This window comes from Streptomyces sp. L-9-10, from assembly GCF_004151105.1.
Classification (GTDB): domain Bacteria; phylum Actinomycetota; class Actinomycetes; order Streptomycetales; family Streptomycetaceae; genus Streptomyces.
On sequence record NZ_PHRF01000095.1, the window covers coordinates 209,535 to 228,737 of the forward strand.

Annotated in this window: 21 protein-coding genes; 8 read left to right on the plus strand and 13 right to left on the minus strand. The window is 71.8% G+C overall.

Going from position 1 to position 19,203, the window contains the following annotated elements; all coding sequences use genetic code 11:
* Positions 1 to 7: 7 nt before the first annotated feature.
* Together CU044_RS22300 and sigE are read right to left on the minus strand one after the other, a co-directional pair.
* A complete protein-coding gene (locus tag CU044_RS22300) occupies positions 8 to 898 on the minus strand; it encodes a zf-HC2 domain-containing protein (protein ID WP_129770489.1) in 891 nt (296 codons plus the stop codon).
* Positions 895 to 1,653 carry an RNA polymerase sigma factor SigE gene (gene sigE / locus CU044_RS22305; RefSeq protein WP_193564040.1) on the minus strand — a complete coding sequence of 253 codons (759 nt, stop codon included), beginning with the start codon at positions 1,651 to 1,653 and terminating at the stop codon, positions 895 to 897. The genes CU044_RS22300 and sigE overlap by 4 nt, the downstream gene beginning before the upstream one ends.
* Before the next feature lie 106 nt (positions 1,654 to 1,759).
* Between sigE and CU044_RS22310 the strand changes: the two genes are divergently transcribed.
* The gene (locus CU044_RS22310) at positions 1,760 to 2,461 is read left to right on the plus strand and encodes an O-methyltransferase (protein WP_129770490.1); all 702 of its coding nucleotides are present in this window, start codon (positions 1,760 to 1,762) and stop codon (positions 2,459 to 2,461) included.
* 181 nt (positions 2,462 to 2,642) lie between these two features.
* On the opposite strand, the gene CU044_RS22315 is transcribed toward CU044_RS22310, so the two are convergent.
* A complete protein-coding gene (locus tag CU044_RS22315) occupies positions 2,643 to 2,810 on the minus strand; it encodes a DUF3117 domain-containing protein (RefSeq protein WP_003966491.1) in 168 nt (55 codons plus the stop codon).
* 312 nt (positions 2,811 to 3,122) lie between these two features.
* Here CU044_RS22315 and CU044_RS22320 point away from each other — a divergent pair, with 312 nt between their 5' ends.
* Positions 3,123 to 3,926, plus strand: coding sequence for an enoyl-CoA hydratase-related protein (locus CU044_RS22320; RefSeq protein WP_129770491.1), 804 nt, complete (start codon positions 3,123 to 3,125; stop codon positions 3,924 to 3,926).
* Positions 3,927 to 4,041: 115 nt separating this feature from the next.
* Here the strand turns inward: CU044_RS22320 and CU044_RS22325 are convergent, their stop codons facing one another.
* On the minus strand, positions 4,042 to 4,653 hold the full coding sequence (locus CU044_RS22325) for a DNA-3-methyladenine glycosylase I (RefSeq protein ID WP_129770492.1): 612 nt from the start codon (positions 4,651 to 4,653) through the stop codon (positions 4,042 to 4,044).
* Positions 4,650 to 5,090 carry a DivIVA domain-containing protein gene (locus CU044_RS22330; RefSeq protein WP_193564041.1) on the minus strand — a complete coding sequence of 147 codons (441 nt, stop codon included), beginning with the start codon at positions 5,088 to 5,090 and terminating at the stop codon, positions 4,650 to 4,652. The genes CU044_RS22325 and CU044_RS22330 overlap by 4 nt, the downstream gene beginning before the upstream one ends.
* 86 nt (positions 5,091 to 5,176) lie before the next feature.
* Between CU044_RS22330 and folP the strand changes: the two genes are divergently transcribed.
* Together folP and CU044_RS22340 are read left to right on the plus strand one after the other, a co-directional pair.
* Positions 5,177 to 6,049: a dihydropteroate synthase gene (gene folP, locus CU044_RS22335; RefSeq protein ID WP_129770494.1), complete on the plus strand. Its 873-nt coding sequence runs from the start codon at positions 5,177 to 5,179 to the stop codon at positions 6,047 to 6,049.
* Positions 6,050 to 6,261: 212 nt separating this feature from the next.
* The gene (locus CU044_RS22340; RefSeq protein WP_129770495.1) at positions 6,262 to 7,305 is read left to right on the plus strand and encodes a tetratricopeptide repeat protein; all 1,044 of its coding nucleotides are present in this window, start codon (positions 6,262 to 6,264) and stop codon (positions 7,303 to 7,305) included.
* Here CU044_RS22340 and CU044_RS22345 read toward each other — a convergent pair.
* Positions 7,283 to 8,032, minus strand: a complete 750-nt coding sequence (locus CU044_RS22345; RefSeq protein ID WP_129770496.1) for a TIGR00730 family Rossman fold protein — start codon at positions 8,030 to 8,032, stop codon at positions 7,283 to 7,285. The genes CU044_RS22340 and CU044_RS22345 overlap by 23 nt on opposite strands.
* Positions 8,033 to 8,198: 166 nt before the next feature.
* Positions 8,199 to 9,278: a succinyl-diaminopimelate desuccinylase gene (dapE, locus tag CU044_RS22350; RefSeq protein WP_129770497.1), complete on the minus strand. Its 1,080-nt coding sequence runs from the start codon at positions 9,276 to 9,278 to the stop codon at positions 8,199 to 8,201.
* A gap of 105 nt (positions 9,279 to 9,383) precedes the next feature.
* Here dapE and CU044_RS22355 point away from each other — a divergent pair, with 105 nt between their 5' ends.
* Positions 9,384 to 10,352: a hypothetical protein gene (locus CU044_RS22355; protein WP_129770498.1), complete on the plus strand. Its 969-nt coding sequence runs from the start codon at positions 9,384 to 9,386 to the stop codon at positions 10,350 to 10,352.
* Positions 10,353 to 10,665: 313 nt separating this feature from the next.
* Positions 10,666 to 11,112, plus strand: a complete 447-nt coding sequence (locus CU044_RS22360) for an ATP-binding protein (RefSeq protein ID WP_129770499.1) — start codon at positions 10,666 to 10,668, stop codon at positions 11,110 to 11,112.
* Between the two features lie 125 nt (positions 11,113 to 11,237).
* Here the strand turns inward: CU044_RS22360 and CU044_RS22365 are convergent, their stop codons facing one another.
* Together CU044_RS22365 and fdxA are read right to left on the minus strand one after the other, a co-directional pair.
* The gene (locus CU044_RS22365) at positions 11,238 to 12,332 is read right to left on the minus strand and encodes a bifunctional succinyldiaminopimelate transaminase/glutamate-prephenate aminotransferase (protein WP_129770500.1); all 1,095 of its coding nucleotides are present in this window, start codon (positions 12,330 to 12,332) and stop codon (positions 11,238 to 11,240) included.
* Positions 12,333 to 12,469: 137 nt separating this feature from the next.
* Positions 12,470 to 12,790 (minus strand): ferredoxin, encoded by a 321-nt coding sequence (gene fdxA, locus CU044_RS22370; RefSeq protein ID WP_003985062.1) that lies wholly within the window; start codon positions 12,788 to 12,790, stop codon positions 12,470 to 12,472.
* 140 nt (positions 12,791 to 12,930) lie between these two features.
* Between fdxA and CU044_RS22375 the strand changes: the two genes are divergently transcribed.
* The gene (locus tag CU044_RS22375) at positions 12,931 to 13,971 is read left to right on the plus strand and encodes a GNAT family N-acetyltransferase (RefSeq protein ID WP_129770501.1); all 1,041 of its coding nucleotides are present in this window, start codon (positions 12,931 to 12,933) and stop codon (positions 13,969 to 13,971) included.
* Between the two features lie 17 nt (positions 13,972 to 13,988).
* Entirely contained in the window at positions 13,989 to 14,843 is an 855-nt protein-coding gene (locus CU044_RS22380) for a transglutaminase-like domain-containing protein (RefSeq protein WP_129770502.1), read from the plus strand.
* 111 nt (positions 14,844 to 14,954) lie between these two features.
* On the opposite strand, the gene CU044_RS22385 is transcribed toward CU044_RS22380, so the two are convergent.
* The 4 genes from CU044_RS22385 to CU044_RS22405 all read right to left on the minus strand — a co-directional run bounded on the left by CU044_RS22385 (position 14,955) and on the right by CU044_RS22405 (position 19,090).
* Positions 14,955 to 17,147, minus strand: coding sequence for a hypothetical protein (locus CU044_RS22385; protein WP_193564042.1), 2,193 nt, complete (start codon positions 17,145 to 17,147; stop codon positions 14,955 to 14,957).
* Positions 17,148 to 17,342: 195 nt separating this feature from the next.
* Complete coding sequence (locus tag CU044_RS22395; RefSeq protein WP_129770503.1) at positions 17,343 to 17,753, minus strand: DUF6113 family protein; 411 nt, start codon at positions 17,751 to 17,753, stop codon at positions 17,343 to 17,345.
* Entirely contained in the window at positions 17,750 to 18,754 is a 1,005-nt protein-coding gene (mshB, locus tag CU044_RS22400) for an N-acetyl-1-D-myo-inositol-2-amino-2-deoxy-alpha-D-glucopyranoside deacetylase (RefSeq protein WP_129770504.1), read from the minus strand. The genes CU044_RS22395 and mshB overlap by 4 nt, the downstream gene beginning before the upstream one ends.
* A 141-nt stretch (positions 18,755 to 18,895) precedes the next feature.
* Positions 18,896 to 19,090 carry a hypothetical protein gene (locus CU044_RS22405; RefSeq protein WP_129770505.1) on the minus strand — a complete coding sequence of 65 codons (195 nt, stop codon included), beginning with the start codon at positions 19,088 to 19,090 and terminating at the stop codon, positions 18,896 to 18,898.
* Positions 19,091 to 19,203: the final 113 nt, after the last annotated feature.

Genomic DNA, 19,203 nt, shown 5'->3' on the forward strand with positions numbered 1-19,203 from the left:
ACACGCTCTAGCGCCGGGCGGAAAGCGGCGTGCCGGGCAGCGTCGGGGCGGCCAGCCGGGTCGGGTTGGGCGTGGCCGTGGGGCCGACCCCCGACGCCTCGTCGATCTGGAGGGCCGAGCCCGTGGGCCGGATCAGCAGCGCCGGGGACGGACTCACCAGGGCGCCCGGCGCGAACGGGCGCTCCGAGAGCGTCTGCGCCTGGAACATGCCGGGAGGGGCCGCAGGGGCCGGGCGGTCGGCGGACCGTGACAGCGCTCCGCTGCCGCCGCCCTGACGCCGGGAGGACTCACCGCCGACGGCCGACGGGCCCGCGGTGCCGGGGGCCCGCAGGGGAGTCACGTTGTTGCCCGCGCCACCCCGGGGCAGGGCGTCCGCGGCCGTACCGAGCGGCATCGTCCCGCCGAGGGCCATCGCGGCGAACGACACCGCGCTGGCGGCGGCGAAGGCGAACCGCTTGCCGCGCCACGGCGACCGTTCGGCCTCCTGGCGTCCCACCTCATGGATCCGGAAGCCGGAGCCGCCGGGCAGTACGGCTGCATGGGCGCCCGCCGGGACATAACCGAAGCCGTCGGTGCGGACGCCGAAAACGCCCTCACCAAAGCGCCCCCCGTCGAAGAGCCCTTTTCCGTTGTCGTCGTCACCGCCCCCGGATCCGGGAAGGCCGCCCGGCAGCCCCTGCAGTCTGGCGAGCAGACCGGCGGAGGGCGGCGGCGGAGCGGACTGGGCGAACACACTCTTGAGCCGGCGCTGGGCGTCGGCCTCCGCCTTGCACTTGGCACAGGTGGCGAGATGGGCCAGCACGCGCTCGCGCGCGTCATGGTCCAGCTCCCCGTCAACCAAGGCGGCGAGTCTGTCCCCCAGATGCTGCTCGGCGGGGGTGGGGCTCGTGCCACTCACGCCGCTCCGCCCTCCCCGGCCACGCTCACGAAGGCGCGCTGCTCGGCCCTTGCCTCGGGGGAACGGTGCTGGAGAGCCTTGCGCAGATGCGAGCGGCCGCGGTGGATCCGGCTGCGCACGGTGCCGAGCTTGACTCCGAGCGTGGCCGCGATCTCCTCGTACGAGAGCCCCTCGATGTCGCAGAGCACCACCGCCGCGCGGAATTCGGGCGCGAGGGTGTCCAGCGCCTGCTGGACGTCCGCGTCGAAGTGCGTGTCGTGGAAGACCTGCTGCGGCGACGGCTCACGGCTGGGCAGCCGCTCCGCCGCGTCGTCACCGAGCGCGTCGAACCGGATCCGCTGCTTGCGGCGGACCATGTCGAGGAAGAGGTTGGTGGTGATGCGGTGCAGCCAGCCCTCGAACGTGCCGGGGGTGTAGGTCGACAGCGAGCGGAAGACTCTGACGAAGACTTCCTGCGTCAGGTCCTCGGCGTCGTGCTGGTTGCCCGTGAGGCGGTAGGCGAGGCGGTAGACACGTCCGCTGTGCGTGCTGACGATCTCCTCCCAGCTGGGAGGCGTCCACGCCTGCGATTCCGCATCCGATGCGAAGGTCGCCGTAACTGCGGAGTCGGTGGAGCGAGAACGGTCAGCGGTGTTGGTCACGGATTTCGGCTTGCCGGCCGACCTGAGAAAGCGCGTCAGCACTCCTCCCCGATCCACAGGCTCAGCCGCACCTCCCCTATCGGCTCTGGTGGTGTCCAGTGGAGCCCCTACCATAGCCACTCCGCCCGTTAGCTCCGGATAAGAATCTTTACGTCAAATTAGGCCCGGTCGCAGCTCTTGATCCGGGTGTTCCCCGCTTCTTCTTAACGTCCGGTCCCATCTGCGGGTTCCCGGGCGCAGCGGATACAGTCACCGTTGCGCCGCCAACGGGGACAAGGAGAGGGTCATTACCGCCAACCGGCAGACGAGCTGGGCGTTCGCCGACGCCTTTGTCGCCGAGGACGAAGCACTGCGCTGGGCCCGTGACCGGGCCCGGGAGACAGGGCTCCGCTCGGTGTCACCAGGCACCGGCGCCGCGCTGCGTCTGCTCGCTGCCACCCTGGACGCGAAGGCGGTCGCCGAGATCGGCACCGGTACCGGCGTCTCGGGTACGTATCTGCTCCAGGGCATGCGGCCGGACGGCGTCCTGACCACGGTCGACACCGAGCCCGAGCGCCAGCAGTTCGCCCGGCAGGCCTTCCGGGCCGCGGGCTTCGCGGGGAACCGCGCGCGGTTCATCCCCGGCGGTGCCCTGGACGTTCTGCCCCGGCTCGCGGACGGCGGTTACGACCTCGTCTTCTGTGACGGCGACCGGCTGGAGTGTCTCGACTATCTCGCTGAATCGTTGCGGCTGCTGCGCCCCGGTGGCCTGGTCTGTTTCGAAGGCGTCTTCGCGGGCGGCCGGACGGTGGACTCGGCGGCCCAGCCCGCGGAGGTGCTGCGGCTGCGGGAGCTGCTGCGGACCGTACGGGAGAGCCAGGAGCTCCAGTCGACGCTGCTGCCGGTGGGCGACGGGCTGCTCTGCGCGATGCGACGCGGCTGACGTCCCGGAACGCGACTGACGTCCCCGAACGCGGCTGACGTCCCCCCAACGCGGCTGAACTACCGGAACGCGGTGAAGTCCCGGAAACAGAGCTCTGCCCCGGCACGGACCTGTCCGTACCGGGGCAGAGTTCTGTCTGTCCAGAGGTGACCGAACACCCCGGAGACTGTGAGCGCTCCGCTCAGCCGACGACCTTCTTCAGCGCGTCGCCGAGCGCATCCGCCTCGTCCGGAGTCAGCTCGACGACAAGCCGACCGCCGCCTTCGAGCGGAACGCGCATGACGATGCCCCGCCCCTCCTTGGTCACCTCGAGCGGGCCGTCGCCCGTTCGCGGCTTCATGGCCGCCATGCTCGTTCCCCTTCCTGAAACCAGCTCATCGCAGCCGGCGGCCCCATGACAGGCGCTGTGTCACCGGCATCGAACACATTGCTTCCAGCCCATTATCCCGCATGGCGGGACCCGATGACCAACATCGGACGGCATCGCTTGCGCAACGCGCTCTCGCAAAACCCCTCAATTCGGCGATCCGCCTGCGATACTTCGCCGCCCCGCGCTCCATGGGGGCCCGACTTTCTTAGACGCAGGTCACATGCCCGGCGCCGACGATCTCCGCCATGCTGGGGCCGGACAGGACCGCCCGAGCCGCGAAGGGGACCGATCATGGCCGACACCGTGCTGTACGAGGTGCACGACGGACTCGCAACGATCACGATCAACCGGCCTGAGGCCATGAACGCGATGAACATCGCCGCCAAGGTCGCGCTCCGGGACGCGCTGGTGGCGTCCGCCGCCGACCCGGCCGTACGGGGAGTGCTGCTGACCGCCTCGGGCGACCGGGCGTTCTGCGTCGGACAGGACCTCAAGGAGCACACCGCGCTGCTCGAAGCGGACCGGGCGGCGGGCACCGGCGACACGATGAGTACCGTGCGCGAGCACTACAACCCGATCCTGCGGGCGATCACCGAGATGCCCAAGCCGGTGGTGGCCGGTGTCAACGGGGTCGCGGCGGGCGCGGGCCTCGGGTTCGTCCTGGCGGCGGACTACCGGGTGGTGGCGGACACGGCCGCGTTCAACACATCCTTCGCGGGGGTCGCGCTGACCGCGGACTCCGGGGTCTCCTGGACGCTGCCGCGGCTGGTGGGCCGGAGCCGGGCGACGGATCTGCTGCTCTTCCCGCGGTCGGTGCCGGCCCGCGAGGCGCAGGAGTGGGGCCTGGTGAACCGGCTGGTGCCCGCCGCCGACCTGGCGGCCGAGTCCGCCGCCGTGGCCCGCGCCCTGGCCTCGGGTCCGACGCTCGCGTACGCGGCGATCAAGGAGTCCCTGGCGTACGGAGCGGGGCACTCGCTGGCCGAGACGCTGGAGCGGGAGGACGCACTCCAGTCGCGGGCGGGCGCGTCGGAGGACCACGCCATCGCGGTGCGCGCGTTCCTGGCGAAGGAGAAGCCGCGGTACGTCGGACGCTAGTCGTCGGGCGCTAGTCGTCGGGCACTAGTCGTCGGGCGTCGGTAGTCAGTAGTCGCGGGCGTCGGTGGTCGCGGGCGTCGGTGCTCGTGCCCGGCTGGTGACAGGGCCCGGCCCGTCAGCCCCGCGCCGCACCCGCGCCCGCGACGCTGTCCCGTACGAAGCAGTCCGCCAGATGATCGTTCACCAGACCGCACGCCTGCATCAGGGCGTAGGCGGTCGTGGGGCCGACGAAGCGGATGCCGGCCTTCTTGAGGGCCTTGGCGAGCGCCGTGGACTCGTCGGTGACCGCCGGGACGTCGGCGTTCGTACGAGGAGCCGGGCGCTTCGCCGCGTCCGGTGCGAACGACCAGATCAGCGTGTCCAGCTCACCCTCGGACCAGTCGGCGAGGACCCGCGCGTTGGCCAGCGTGGCATCGACCTTGGCGCGGTTGCGGATGATGCCGGGGTCGGCGAGCAGCCGCTCCCTGTCCGCGTCGGTGAACTCCGCCACCGACGCGATCTTGAACGAGCCGAAGGCGTCGCGGAAGGTCTCGCGCCTGCGCAGGATCGTGATCCAGGACAGCCCGGACTGGAACGCCTCCAGACTCAGCCGCTCGAAGAGGGCGTCGTCGCCGTGGACCGGGCGGCCCCACTCGGAATCGTGGTACGCGACGTAGTCCTCGGCCGACAGGCCCCAGGGGCAACGCGGCTTCCCGTCGGGACCCGTCACCACCGAGCCGTCGGTCACCGGCCGGTCTCCTCTCCGGGCTTGCCGAAGAGGTCTCCGGGGCTGTCGAAAAGATCTCCGGGCTTCTTGAAGAGGTCGGGCGAGGAGACGGCGGTGGCCTGGACCCCGGCGAGCGCCGACTCCAGCTCCGCGATCCGCGCGTCCCGCTCCGCCAGCTCCGCGCCGAGCCGGCCGAGCACCTCGTCCACCTCCGCCATCCGGTAGCCGCGCACCCCGACCGGCAGCCGCAGCGCCTCGACGTCGGCACGGCCGACCGGGCGGGTCAGCGGCAGGGGGTCCACCAGCCGTTCCGGAGCGGCCTCCGGCAGGATCTCGCGGTCGCCGCCGCCGACGACCGCGAGCGTGACCGCGGCGACGACCACGACCATCGCGATGAGCAAGAACAAGAACACGAGCTTCTCCCGGGGCAGGAAAACGTCCGGTGCCGATCGTGCCATGCCCCGCTGACAGCCGGGGCCGTCCGCTCCGGGACAGCGGGAGGCCCTAAGGTCGCAGGCGGACGAACACGAGGAGGAATCAGGGGATGCGCAGCGGGACTCTGCGGCTGGGACGTCGGGAATTCGACGCGCGCGAGCCGGTGATCATGGCGATCGTCAACCGGACCCCGGACTCCTTCTACGACCAGGGCGCGACCTTCCGCGATCAGCCCGCCCTCGACCGGGTGGAGCGTGCGGTGTCCGAAGGGGCCGCCATCATCGACATCGGCGGGGTGAAGGCCGGACCCGGCGAGGAGGTCACGGCCGAGGAGGAGGCCCGCCGTACGGTCGGCTTCGTCGCCGAGGTGCGCCGCCGTCATCCGGACGTGGTCATCAGCGTCGACACCTGGCGGCACGACGTCGGCGAGGCGGTCTGCGAGGCGGGCGCGGATCTGCTCAATGACGCGTGGGGCGGGGTGGACCCCCGGCTGGCCGAGGTCGCCGCGCGGTACGACGTGGGTCTGGTCTGTACGCACGCGGGCGGGGCGGAGCCCAGGACCCGGCCGCACCGGATCGCGTACGACGACGTGATGGCGGACATCCTGCGGGTGACGCTCGGGCTGGCCGAGCGCGCCCTGGAGCTGGGCGTCCGCCGGGACCGGATCATGATCGACCCCGGCCATGACTTCGGCAAGAACACCCGGCACTCCCTCGAAGCGACCCGCAGGCTGGGCGAGATGGCGGAGACGGGCTGGCCGGTGCTGGTCTCGCTCTCCAACAAGGACTTCGTCGGCGAGACGCTCGACAAGCCGGTCAAGGAGCGGCTGACCGGCACCCTGGCGACGACCGCCGTCTCGGCGTGGCTCGGGGCCCGGGTCTACCGCGTCCATGAGGTCGCGGAGACGAAGCAGGTCCTGGACATGGTGGCGGCCATCGCGGGCCACCGTCCCCCCGCGGTGGCGCGCCGGGGTCTGGCCTGACCCGTCCGTCCTGAGGCCTGACCCGTCCGTCCTGAAGCCCGGCCCGGTCCGTCCAGAGGCCCGTCCCGGCCCGTCCGTCCCGGTGATGACCGGAGGTTCCCGCGTAGCCCTACGGACGGACTCCAGAACCCATAAGCCGTTGGATTCGCCGCGCCCTCCCCCCGCCGTAGCTTCGTGATCAGGGCAGCACATGATCAGGAGGCCGCGGGAACATGTACGGCAAGGCGTTCGCACCCGAATACCAGGGCGAGTTGAAGTCGGCGCTGGGGGTGAATTCCTCGTACGAGGAGGTACTGGCCACGGCGGGCGCGCTGCTGCGTACGGCCGCCACCCCACTGGAGGAGGCGCGCGCCTCGCTCGCCGTGGCCGAGGCCAGCCGGCGGCTCGGCAGGGTGACGGAGGCGGGCGGGGCCTGGCGGGAGAGCTATCGCAGCGCGCGGCGGGCGGGTGAACCGGCCGCCATGGCGTGGGCCCTGTGGAGCGGCGGCACCCTGGCCAGGCAGTGCGGCACGCTCCCGCTGGCGCGCCGGCTGCTGGCCCACGCGTCGGATCTCGCGGCCGGCAGCGGCGACCGGATCGCGCGCGGCTACTGTCTGGCGGGCCTCGCCGAGACCGGCCGTATCCAGGGCGACTACGAGGCCGTGGCCGGTCTGCACGAGGAGCTTCTCGCGGAGGCCAGGGCCCACGGCGAGGCCCGGCACATCGTCTGGGCCCTGTCCGGCATCGCGCAGATGCACCGCAACACCGGTGAGCTGGACACGGCCCTGGAGATGTTCGAGGAGTCGGTACGGATAGCCGCCGACGCGGACGACGCCCGGGGCCGTGCCTGGTCCCTGCGCGGTGTCGCGGACATCCTCTCCGCCCAGGGCCACACCGAACGGGCCCTGACGCTGCTGTCCGAGGCGGAGGCGATCTGCCGCCGTATGGATCTGGCGAGCGCCCTGGCCTACAACCACAAGATGCGCGGCAATGTCCTCTACCGGGCGGCCCGGTACGCGAGCGCGCGGCGGATGTACGCGCGGGCGCTGGCGGAGTTCCGGGCGATCGACGAACGGCGGGGCGCGGTGCTGTCCCGGCTGGGCCTGGTCAAGTCCCGGCACTTCCTGGGCAGGACCCGGGCACTGACGCTGCGTGACCTCGACGGTCTGGAGCGCGAGGTGGCGCGGATCGGGCTGCTGCACGCCGGAAAGATGGTCAGTGCTTTCCGGTCGCAGCTGTCGGCGGTCCCCCAGGTCAGTTGCGCGTCTCCTTCGTGACGAGCGCGACCGCCTCGTCCACGTCGTCCGTGACGTGGAAGAGCAGCAGATCCTTCTCGGACGCCTTGCCCTGGGCCACGACGGTGTCCCGCAGCCAGTCGACGAGACCGCCCCAGTACGCCGTACCGAACAGGACGATCGGGAAGCGGGTGACCTTGCGCGTCTGGACCAGCGTGAGCGCCTCGAACAGTTCGTCCAGCGTGCCGAGACCGCCCGGCAGGACCACGAAGCCCTGCGCGTACTTGACGAACATCGTCTTGCGGACGAAGAAGTAGCGGAAGTTGACGCCGATGTCGACATGGGGGTTGAGCCCCTGCTCGAAGGGCAGCTCGATGCCGAGTCCGACGGAGACGCCCTGGGCCTCGCGGGCGCCCCTGTTCGCCGCCTCCATGGCGCCGGGCCCGCCGCCGGTGATCACCGCGAATCCGGCGTCGACCAGCGCGCCGCCGATCCGGATGCCCGCCTCGTACTCGGCGGAGCCCGCCGGGGTGCGTGCGGAGCCGAAGACGCTGATGGCACTGGGCAGTTCGGCGAGGGCGCCGAAGCCCTCGACGAACTCCGACTGGATGCGCATCACCCGCCAGGGATCGGTGTGCACCCATTCCGAGTCGCCCTCGGTGTCCAGCAGCCGCTGATCGGTCGTGCCCGCCTGCACCTGCTCCCGGCGGCGGATCACCGGTCCGAGCCGCTGTTCCTCCGGCTTCCGCTCTCCGTCAGGCATGCCCATGAGCTGCTCCCTCCGCTGCTGTGCGCGTGTTCTGGGCAAGGGTAGGTCCACGCACGTGACAAACGACGAAATTCCGGCAGTCGATCAGGCCCTCACTCCGTGAGGGATCCGCCGGGACCGGGTGGTGCGCCGCCCTGACCGGGTGCCCGCCCGGCCCCGGTGCCCGTCAGCCGGTGAGCCAGTCGCGGAGACGGTTCTCACAGTGGGTGATCCGCTCGACCGCCACCCGCTCGTCGCGCTTGTGGGCGAGCAGCGGATTCCCGGGGCCGTAATTGACCGCGGGCACCCCGAGCGCGCCGAAGCGCGACACATCCGTCCAGCCGAACTTGGGCCGTGCCGTGCCGCCGACGGCGGCCATGAACGCGGCGGCGGCGGGGTGCGAGAGACCCGGCAGGGCCGCCCCCGAGTGGTCGTCCACGGTGAACTCCGTCACCCCGCAGTCCGCGAAGACCTCGTGGACGTGGGCGAGTGCCTCCTCCTCGCCGCGGTCGGGTGCGTAGCGGTAGTTCACGACGACCGTGCACGCGTCCGGGATGACGTTGTTGGCGACGCCCGCCTCGATCCGTACGGCGTTGAGGCCCTCGCGGTACTCCAGTCCGTCGATGACCGGCCGGCGCGGCTCGTACGCGGCGAGCCGGGCCAGGATCGGCGCGGCGGCGTGAATGGCGTTGGACCCCATCCAGCCGCGCGCGGAGTGTGCCCGCTCGCCCGTCGTATGGAGGAAGACCCGGAGCGTGCCCTGGCAGCCGCCCTCCACCTCGCCGTCGGAGGGCTCCAGCAGGACCGCGAAGTCACCCTCCAGCCAGTCCGGATGGGCCTCGGCCACATGCCCGAGACCGTTCAGGTGTGCGGCGACCTCTTCGTTGTCGTAGAAGACGAAGGTGAGGTCGCGGTTGGGCTCGGGGACGGTCGCCGCGATCCGCAGCTGGACGGCGACACCCGACTTCATGTCGCTCGTACCGCATCCCCACAGCACTCCGTCGTCGTCCAGCCGGGAGGGTACGTTGCCGGCGACCGGGACGGTGTCGATATGTCCCGCGAGGACGATCCGCTCGCCGCGCCCCAGCCGCGTCCTGGCCACCACGTTGTTGCCGTAGCGGTCGACGGTGAGATGCGGCAGCGCCCGCAGCGCCTCCTCGATCGCGTCGGCGAGCGGCTTCTCCTCGCCGCTGACCGACGGGAAGTCGACCAGGCGTGCGGTGAGCGCCGGGCCGTCGAGAGTGAGGTCGAGCACGTTCTCAGACATGGTTTCGACCCTACCCGGGAGCGCCGGAAGGACCGTCCCCGCGCCGACGGCCGGGACCCTGGCGTCGGCGCGGTCCGTCATCGGCCTCTCCAGTACGGTGGCCTCGTGTCCGAGACCGCCTCTCCCCTCCGTCGCGGCCGTCGCCCCCGTATCGGGGCCGCCCTCGTCGTGCTGCTGGCCCTGGCCGCGTACGTGGTGGTCCAGTACGTGAGTGGTGGCGGCGGCCCCCCGCGCTGTCTCGTGCGCGCCTCGGACGCGTCGGGCGGCGACAGCCCCACGTACGAGATGACCCCGGAGCAGGCCGAGAACGCCGCGACGATCTCGGCGGTGGGCACCACGCGGGGTCTGCCCGAGCGCGCCGTCACGATCGCGCTGGCCACCGCCCTCCAGGAGTCGGCGCTGCGCAATCTGAACCACGGCGACCGCGACTCGCTCGGTCTGTTCCAGCAGCGCCCCTCGACGGGCTGGGGCACCGAGGCGCAGATCCAGGACCCGGTCTACTCGGCGGGCGAGTTCTACGACCATCTCGTCAAGGTCCCGGGCTACTCGCGGCTGCCGCTGACCGAGGCGGCCCAGCGCGTCCAGCGCAGCGGCTTCCCGCAGGCGTACGCGAAGCACGAGCCGGATGCCACGCTGCTGGCCGCGGCCCTCACCGGCCGCTCCGCCGCCACGCTGACCTGTACGGCGCCGACCGGCACCGAGCCCGGGGACCCGGCGAAGGTACGGGCCGCGCTGGTACGGGACTTCGGGGCCGAGGTGCTGCCCGGCGCCGACGCCGGCGCCGCGGGCCGGGCGGGAGCCTCGGGCACGGCCGCGGAGGTGTCCGTACCGGTACCGGCCACGACCGGGGGTTCGGCGAACGACGGCTCCTCGTCGCTGCGCGGCTGGGAGCTGGCGCACTGGGCCGTGGCGCAGTCCACCGCCCTGCGGATCGACGAGGTGCGCTACGCGGGCCGGGTGTGGAGCGCGAAGAACACGCGCACGGCGAACAAGGGCTGGCAGCGGGCCCGCGCCTCGGAGCGGACAAGCGCGGATACAGGTCTGGCGGAAGTTCGAATTCGCACTGCGCAGTAGTACGGCGGCGTCACCCGGACGGGCGAGTCCGCGCCGTCCCTCATCGCATTTCTTCCGATGAGGGTGCCGCGCACCTCCGACAACCTCGCTTCCGTTGGAAAAACCCTTGGGAACAAGGGGAAGTAACGGTTCAGCAGGCGCGCCGCCACACCCGTCACCACGGGACCGTTTGTCCGTTTTTATCCGTAGCTGATAATGCGACGGATTGCCAACTCTTTACCCTGGCCCGCCGCAACCTCCGCCGCCCTTCGAGGGGTTGTCACTACGTCCGATCGACGGACAAGCACTGTTTCTCTCCCTTCAAAGGAGCATCATGTCCCTCTCCCTGACCCGTCGGATCGCCCGTGCCGCCCTGCTCGTCGCCGCGGGCGCGGCCCCGGTGATCGGTGCGGCCGGAGCGGCGAACGCGGCCGCCCTCCCGCAGACCACCGACCTGGGTGCGGTGAGCGCGCTGGACGGCGCCGCCCTGGGTGACACCGTCGACAACGGTGCCCGGACGACGACCGGTGTGGTGGGCGACGCGGGCAGCAAGGCCGTCAAGAAGGGCGTCCCGGCCGCGGGCAAGGCCGTCGGCCAGGTCGGCAAGACGGCGGCGCCCGCCGCGCAGAAGACGGCCGGGACCGCCGCGGGCAGCGCCGGGCAGCTCCTGGGCGACACCGCCACGTCCGCCGCCTCCGCCACCGAGGGCGCCTCGCCGGCCGGCGCGCTCGGTGGCGGCCTGCCGACCGGCAAGCTCCCGGTGTCGCTGCCGCTCGGCTGACACACGCCGCCGCGGGCGCACGCGCGTCACGACGCGCACGAGGGGGCCGGGAAGCACTCGCTTCCCGGCCCCCTCGTAGGTCATCCGCGTGCGGCACGGGCCACGGGCCACCTCGGCCCAGCGCTTCAGCCCAGCCGCTTGACCGCCGCCTCGACGCGCTCGTCGGTGGCCGTCAGCGCCACCCGTACGTGCCGCTCCCCCGCCGGACCGTAGAAGTCGCCGGGCGCGACCAGAATGCCCAGCTCCGCGAGGTGCGCCACGGTGTCCCAGCACGGCTCGTCCCGCGTCGACCACAGATAGAGGCTCGCCTCGCTGTGGTCGATACGGAAGCCGTGCGCCTCCAGCGCGGCGCGCAGCGCGGCGCGGCGGGCCGCGTACCGCTCCCGCTGTTCCCGTACGTGCGTGTCGTCGCCGAGCGCCGCGACCGTCGCCGCCTGTACCGGCGCGGGGGTCATCATCCCACCGTGCTTGCGGATCTTCAGCAGCTCGCCGAGAACGGCCTCGTCGCCCGCCAGGAAGGCCGCGCGGTAGCCGGCCAGGTTGGAGCGCTTGGAGAGCGAGTGGACGGCGACGATCCCGTCGTACGAACCACCGCAGACGTCCGGGTGCAGCACCGATACGGGCTCGGCCTCCCAGCCCAGCTCCAGGTAGCACTCGTCGCTGAACAGCAGCACGCCGTGCTCGCGCGCCCAGGCGACGATCCGGGTCAGCTCGTCCGGCGCCAGGACGGCTCCGGTCGGGTTCGACGGCGAGTTGAGCCAGAGGAGCTTCAGCCCGGCGGGGTCGAGGTGTGTCGGGTCGTCGTACGGAACGGGCTCGGCGCCGCAGAGCCGCGCGCCCACCTCGTACGTCGGGTACGCGAGCCGCGGGAAGGCGACGCGGTCGCCCGCGCCGAGGCCGAGCTGCGTCGGCAGCCAGGCGACCAGTTCCTTGGAGCCGACCACCGGCAGCACGTGCGCGTGCGTCACGCCGCGCGCCCCGAGCCGCCGCTCCACCCATCCGGTCAGCGCGTCCCGCAGCGCGGCCGTCCCCCACACCGTCGGATACCCGGGCGAGTCGGCGGCCTCGACCAGGGCTCGCTGGATCAGCGCGGGGACGGGGTCGACGGGGGTCCCGACGGACAGGTCCACGATCCCGTCCGGGTGGGCCGCGGCCGTGGCCTTGTAGGGCTCCAGCTTGTCCCAGGGAAAGACGGGCAGACGCGAAGAGACTGCGGACACGTGCTCACTCTTTCTCGTACGGATTGCTCTCTCGTACGGATGCTCTCGTACGGTGCCCGTTCCCCCGGGCGGACTCGCGGGCGGAAACACCGCGGTCCCGTACGGCGGCGGGCCGTACGGGACCAGGGGGCGCGCTGTCAGCCGTTCTGGGGCGGCAGCGCGGCGATGAAGGGATGGTCCCGCTCGATCAGACCGAGCTTGGAAGCGCCACCGGGCGAACCGAGCTCGTCGAAGAACTCGACGTTCGCCTTGTAGTAGTCCTTCCACTCCTCCGGGGTGTCGTCCTCGTAGAAGATGGCCTCGACCGGGCAGACCGGCTCACAGGCTCCGCAGTCGACGCATTCGTCCGGGTGGATGTACAAGGACCGGGAGCCCTCGTAGATGCAGTCGACCGGGCACTCCTCGATGCACGCCTTGTCCTTGACGTCGACACAAGGCTGCGCGATGACGTAGGTCACGCTGTCGTTCCTCCTCGATAGGGCGCGGCGGGCCGATCTGCGGCTCCGTCCACAGGCGCGCGGGAGCGCGGCGTCGTCGATGCCCGCATCTAGTATCTCCGTTCTTGGGCGCGATCCGAACAGGAGGGGCGTACAGAGCTGTGGAATTCACTGCGGGCGGACGGCTTGAGGTCCGTCTGACACGGGCTGACGTGGGCAAACGTGTATCAGTCAGACAGTTGACCGGCAGCGGGGCCGGTGGCGAGAAGTTCACGGACACGGTGGGCGTTCTCACATCCTGGGACGGAGATGTGCTGCTGATCACACGCCGCACCGGTGAGAGCGTCCGTGTCCCCGAGGCCGCCCTGGTCGCGGGCAAGGTGGTGCCCGCGGCACCGGCCAGGCGGCGGGGGCCCTCGGCGTCCTTCGAGGAGCTGGCCGGGGTCTGCGCCCGGTCCTGGCAGCCGGTGGAGAGCGAGCCGCTGGGAGAGTGGCGGCTCAGAGCGGCCTCCGGCTTCACGCGGCGGGCCAATTCCGTGCTGCCCCTGGGGGATCCCGGGGTGGCGCTGGACGAGGCGCTGACGCGCGTACGGCGCTGGTACGGGGAGCGGGGACTGCCCCCGTACGTACAGACCGCGACCGGCGCGGAGGGCACCCAGGAGCGGCTGTGCGCGGAGCTGGAGCGGCGCGGCTGGCGGTCGGAGGTGACGGCGGAGGTGCGGATCGCCGCGCTCGCGCCGCTCGGGGACCGGGACGCCGAGGTCTCCCGGGTCGTGCTCAGCCGTGGCGTCGACGAGACATGGCTCCGGCGTTACCAGCGGTCCGGTGTGCCCGGACCACATGTGCTCCGCGTACTGAACAGCGGGCCTTCGGTGTGGTTCGCCACCGTATCCGGGGAGCCCGGGGAGCCCCGCGGCGACGGAGAGCCCGGCGAGAACGGGGAGCCCGGTGTACCGGCGGCGATCGGCCGGTGTGTGGTGGACGGACGCTGGGCGGGGTTCATGGCGGTGGAGGTCGACCCCGCCCGCCGCCGCCAGGGCCTGGCCACCGCCGTGATGACCGCGCTCGCCCGGCGTGCCCTGGAGGAGGGCGCGTCCGCCGCCTGGCTCCAGGTCGAGTCGGACAACGACGGCGCGCGGGCGCTGTACGACGCGATGGGCTTCACCGTCCACCACCGCTACCACCACTTCCGATCGTTCTGAGCGGGTACGAGGCCGATATGCGACCGGAACCCCCAGAACCGGAACCCCCGGAAACCGACGACATCCGCCGGCGGTTCGCCGAGGAGGCCCGCACGGACCGTCCCGACCTGGCCACGCTCTGCCTGCTGGTGGGCGCGGAAGCCGATCCCGCCCTGGGCGAGGCCGGTATCGACGCGGCCCAGGCCGAGCTGGACCGGCTGGCCGGGCTGCTGCCCTTCGGCGTCCTCGGCGCACGCGCCTGGGCCGTCGCGCTGGCGGAGCTGCTGGCCGAGCGGTGCGGTTTCGAGGGCTCCCCCGCGGAGTACCAGCGGCTGGACGCCTCGCTGCTGCCCGTGGTGCTGCGGCGCAGGCGCGGGCTCCCCATCCTGCTCTCCGTCGTCTGGATCGAGGTCGCGCGACGCGCGGGGGCGCCGGTGTACGGGGTGGCCCTGCCCGGCCATTTCGTGGTCGGCTTCGGCGCCCCGGAGGAGCGAGTCCTCGCCGATCCCTTCGGCGGCGGCCGGCTGCTGACGGGCGCCGACGCGGAGTTGCTGGTGACCGGCACGACGGGCGAGGCACTGGAACCGGCCATGCTCGCACCCGCCGACCCGCTCGATGTCGTCCTGCGCGTACTGAACAACATCCGCGCGTGGGCCGCGACCCGCCCGGAGCGCACCGATGTGTCGCTATGGGCGGTCGAGTTGTCCCTGCTGCTGCCCTCGCACCCGGCCAGACTGCGGTACGACCGCGCCCAACTGCTCGTACAGCGCGGGGAGTTCCGGCGGGGAGCGGCGGAGATGGACGAGTACGCCCGGGTGGTGGACGCGGTGGAGCCGTCGACGGCGGAGGCGATCCGGCGCAAGGCGCGGGCGGCACGGGCGATGCTGAACTGACGGCACGCGCCGATCCCGTACGTCCTGCCCGTCCCGTACGTACCACCCGACCCGTACGCACCGCCTGTCCCGGGGGATGCGATGCGTCATCCCCCGGGGACGGGAGGGCCGTCAGCTGGGGTTCAGATTGATTTCCTGGGTGCGCTCGGCAGGGGTTTTGCCGCGCAGCGCCGTCTGCATGGCCTGCGCCACGTCGGCGGAGGAGACGGGGTACTGCTTGCCGTCGCCCTTCGTGATCGTGATGCCGTCGAAGACGCCTTCCAGCAGCTGGTCGATGGCGGCCCTGTCGTAGACCTCGATGAGCTTTCCGTCGACGGCCTTCATGGAGAGGATCTTGGGCAGCGACTTGGCCGGGCCGAACTGGATCTGCTTGCCGCCCGCCTTGATGGTGACCAGGTCGGACATCGCGGGCTTGGCGAACTCGTTCATCGCCCGGTCCAGCTCCGCCTGACCGACCGTCGGCTCGCGGGTGGCGACGGGCAGTTCCACGTTGTTGATCTTGCCCGTCTGGACCTGGGCGCGGTAGGCGTCCCGGGTCGAGATGATCGAGTGGTTGACGTCCAGCGCCTTGCCGGCCTTGCCGGGTACGGCGACGGCTTTGCCCGGCTCAAACTTGATCGTTCCCTCGCTCGCCGAACCCGAGACGCCCGCCAGATCGGTGAGCGCGGCGGTCAGCTTCTCGTCGTCGACGGGGATCACCGGCTGGGCGACCCGGGCGCCGCCGAAGAGCGAGCCGATCACCGACACCGGGTTGTAGTCGCTGCCGGCCGCGGCACGGACGGTGGCCTGGGTGTCCAGGCTGAGTCCGGCCTTGTCCGGGGCGAGTTCCTCGGTCTTGCCGCCGATGCTGAGCCGCAGCGGCGCGGAGGCCCGCTCGCCGAGGGCGGCCTCCAGCTTGTTGACCGCCTCGTCGCGGGTGCCGCCGCCGATGTCGACGCCGAGGACCGTGGTGCCCTTCGGCACATCGGAGTAGTTCATCAGAAGGCCGGCGCCGTAGACGCCGCCCGCGGCCACGACGACCAGGACAGCGAGGGACGTGAGCTTGGAGCGGCCCTTCTTCTTCTTGGCGGGCGGGGCCGCCGGGGCGGCCGTACGCTCCGGGGCCGGGGCCGTGCCCGCCGGCGGTGCTCCCTGCGGGGAGCCGACGGGACCGGGGAAGTCGGGGGCCGAGAAGTCGTGGTCCTGGCCGAGCGGGCCGGGGCCGTCGGGCCCGGGGGGCGGACCGCCCTGCGGACCCGAGCCGGGGAAGGGCGAGCGGTGCTCCGGCGGTACCACGGGGATCCCGCTGGTGAGCGTGTCCCCGGAGACATGGCCGCCGGATCCGGGCCCGGGCGCGGGCTGCTGCGGTGTCAGTACGGCGGTGTCGTCGGACATCCGCGGCGGACCGACGTGGCCGGCCCCCGGCGGGATGCCGGGCGACGACGGCGGCGTGCTCAGGGACGACGGCGGAGTACCGAGCGACGCGCCGCCGGTGACAGGACCGCTGGTCGGACCGCTGGGCCCGCCTCCGGGAGGCCGGATACCGAGCGCAGGCGTGGTGGGACCGCTGGACGCGAAGTCCGTACCGGTACCGCCCGACGTGAAGTCCGTACCGGAGCCGTCGGACGCGAAGCCGTTCGAGCCGGAGCCCTGGAAGCCGGATCCCTGGGGACCGCCGCTCTGGGGACCGCCGCTCTGGGGCCCGGCGCCGGACGCGAGGTCGCTGAGCGCGCTGCGCGGACCGCCGCCGTTCTGCGACTGCCCACCGCCCGGGTAGTACGGCGACTCCGGGGAGCCGCCCTCGGCCGGCCGCTGAGCGGTGGCGCCCGAGGCCGCGGCGCCCGCGCCGAGACCGGCGCTCATCCCCGCGGCCGTACCGGTGCCCGACGTCGCCGACTTGCGTGGCGCGAACCAGTCGCTCGTGGATCTGTCCTCGGCCCGCGGCTCCTCCGCCGCCTCGGCCTGTCCGGCCGGTGCCGCGTCGGCGGCGTCCTGGGACGCGTCGGGCCTGGGGATCCCGGCCGTGCGCTCGCCGACCGGGACACCCCGGCCGTCGGTGCTGTCCTCGCCCATGGGCGTACGCATCACGACAGGCGGGATCGGCCGCGAGCCCGGGATGTTGATCCTGATGCGCGTGGTCAGCGTGGTTTCGGTTCTGGGCTCGTCCGGCTGCGGGACGGCCGCGGTTTCCGTCTCCTCCGGAGCGTCCTGCTGGGGGTGCAGCGACGGATACTGGCGGGATCCGTACGGCGGTGTCCCCGAGGGGTACGCGGCTCCGCCGCGCCCCTGGGGCCCGGAGGACGAACTGTCAGTTTCACGACTCAAAGCAGGTTCTCCCGGTTGGCTCCGCCGCCCGTTCTTACTGGTACGAAACTGTTCAGGTTCCCCATGCCGGAGGCGGGGGGAAGGCCCGGAGCGCGCACCACCATACTGGCCTCGGCCGACAGGTACCCGACGACCATGCGAAGCGATGCTCCGCCGACCGTACGGACGTGGTCAATTCAGCAGCAGCCGGGCGCGTCACTTCTCAAGTCGGCCGGACTTCGGGCCCGGTTGCGGCAACCGCGTCATCGTGGCACACATCACAGCCACCAACATGCCGCCCAGGAGGAAGACGAGCGGCCCGATGCCCGCGGCGAAGACCGCGTCGCCCTCCGGGCGGCCCAGACTCAGGAAGATGGCCGCGATCAGCCAGCCGGCCGCGGGTGCGCCCACGCCCAGTTGGGTGCCGGTGAGATACAGCCCGCCGAAGAAGAGCCCGGCCGTGGCGAGCAGGCCGAGCAGCAGTCCGCCGGGGACCCAGCCGCCCTGGACGAGCGAGCCCGCCGTGCCGACGAGCGCACCGAGGACGAAGAGCGCGGCATACGCGGCGATACGTCCGGGTCTGGGGCGACTCGCGAACATCCCGCCGGACTGCCCCTGCCCGCTCATTCGTTCGCCCCGTTCACGAGGTTCGCTTCGTTCACGTGGTTCGCTTCGTTCACGCCGCTCGCCTCGTTCACGTCATTCGTCTCGTTCGCGCCGTTCGCACCGTTCGCTCCACCACTCCGGACGACTCCCGCGAAGAGGTCGTTCTCACGTTCCCCGGCGGGCGCCCCGGACGCGCCATGCGCCAACTGGTAGTACTCGGCCGTGAAGATGGGCTGCCCCAGATCGTTGGAGAGTGCGAAGAAGGGCCCGTCCACGGCGATTTGGGTGGCATGGGCGCGCATCGCCGCCGCCTTGCGCTCCCGGTACGGCGCGCCGTCGATCGCGGCGGTGATCTCCGCGTCGTCGATCACTCCCGGAATGTCCTCGATCGCGGCCACACCGGGGAAGTCGGCCCCGGCCGCCCGCAGCCGGGCGAAACCCCCTTCGGCGACCGAGCGCGGTACGCGGTTCCAGTAGATCTTGTCGATGGCGTGCGGGGCGCCGAGGCCGGGCCGGAAGCCGGGCTCGGCGGCCAGGGCCGCGCCGCGCATGGCGACCCGGTGGGCCTGGATGTGGTCGGGGTGGCCGTAACCGCCGTTCGGGTCGTACGTCACCAGTACCTGCGGACGCACCTCCCGGATCACCTCGACGAGGTACGCGGCGGCGTCGTCGACGGGCGTGTGCCAGAAGGCGCCTTCGCGGTCGTTCTGCTCCAGGCCCATCATCCCGGAGTCCCGGAATCTGCCGGGGCCGCCGAGGAAGCGGTGGTCGGTGACGCCCAGTTCCCTCATGGCCGCGGCGAGTTCGCCGATGCGATGGGCGCCGAGGCGGTCCTCGCGGTCGGCCGCCAGATGGGCGAGCTCGGGCGGGATGACCTCTCCCTCCTCGCCAAGAGTGCAGGTCACCAGCGTGACCAGGGCGCCCTCGGCCGCGTACGTGGCCATGGTGGCGCCATTGTTGATCGACTCGTCGTCCGGGTGCGCGTGCACCAGCAGCAGACGGCGGGCGGGTAGATCGGTCATGGGGACAGCCTACGAGCCGGCACCCGAAACCCCTCGGCCAGTGGGCGACGACGGTGGCCGAGGGGCGGCGAGCAGCGGACAGTGCCGGATATGCCCGACTTCAGGACATGGTGAAGTTGACCGGATGAGAGCGGAAGTTGGCTAGAACTTGATCCCGCCGATCATCCCTGCCACGTTCGTGGTCAGCTCGCTGATGGTGGGAGCGATGGATGAACTGGCGATGTAGAAACCGAGCAACATGCAGACCACCGCGTGTCCGGCCTTCAGTCCGGATTTCCGGATCAGCAGGAAGACGACGATCGCCAGCAGCACCACCGCCGAAATCGAGAGTGCCACGGCGGTTCACCTCCATAAATATTCAGTCGGAAAATCGCAGCATGCATGTGCCCGGCGGATTCATACCCACCTAACGCTACGGATCATAACTATCCGTGCGGACGCATTGATCG

What these genes read in the sequence shown, in the direction of transcription:
- sigE (WP_193564040.1), bottom strand. Translation starts at nt 1,653, where the DNA reads ATGGTAGGGGCTCCACTGGACACCACCAGAGCCGATAGGGGAGGTGCG.
- CU044_RS22315 (WP_003966491.1), bottom strand. Translation starts at nt 2,810, where the DNA reads ATGGCGGCCATGAAGCCGCGAACGGGCGACGGCCCGCTCGAGGTGACC.
- CU044_RS22320 (WP_129770491.1), top strand. Translation starts at nt 3,123, where the DNA reads ATGGCCGACACCGTGCTGTACGAGGTGCACGACGGACTCGCAACGATC.
- CU044_RS22330 (WP_193564041.1), bottom strand. Translation starts at nt 5,090, where the DNA reads ATGGCACGATCGGCACCGGACGTTTTCCTGCCCCGGGAGAAGCTCGTG.
- folP (WP_129770494.1), top strand. Translation starts at nt 5,177, where the DNA reads ATGCGCAGCGGGACTCTGCGGCTGGGACGTCGGGAATTCGACGCGCGC.
- CU044_RS22340 (WP_129770495.1), top strand. Translation starts at nt 6,262, where the DNA reads ATGTACGGCAAGGCGTTCGCACCCGAATACCAGGGCGAGTTGAAGTCG.
- CU044_RS22345 (WP_129770496.1), bottom strand. Translation starts at nt 8,032, where the DNA reads ATGGGCATGCCTGACGGAGAGCGGAAGCCGGAGGAACAGCGGCTCGGA.
- dapE (WP_129770497.1), bottom strand. Translation starts at nt 9,278, where the DNA reads ATGTCTGAGAACGTGCTCGACCTCACTCTCGACGGCCCGGCGCTCACC.
- CU044_RS22360 (WP_129770499.1), top strand. Translation starts at nt 10,666, where the DNA reads ATGTCCCTCTCCCTGACCCGTCGGATCGCCCGTGCCGCCCTGCTCGTC.
- CU044_RS22380 (WP_129770502.1), top strand. Translation starts at nt 13,989, where the DNA reads ATGCGACCGGAACCCCCAGAACCGGAACCCCCGGAAACCGACGACATC.
- CU044_RS22395 (WP_129770503.1), bottom strand. Translation starts at nt 17,753, where the DNA reads ATGAGCGGGCAGGGGCAGTCCGGCGGGATGTTCGCGAGTCGCCCCAGA.
- mshB (WP_129770504.1), bottom strand. Translation starts at nt 18,754, where the DNA reads ATGACCGATCTACCCGCCCGCCGTCTGCTGCTGGTGCACGCGCACCCG.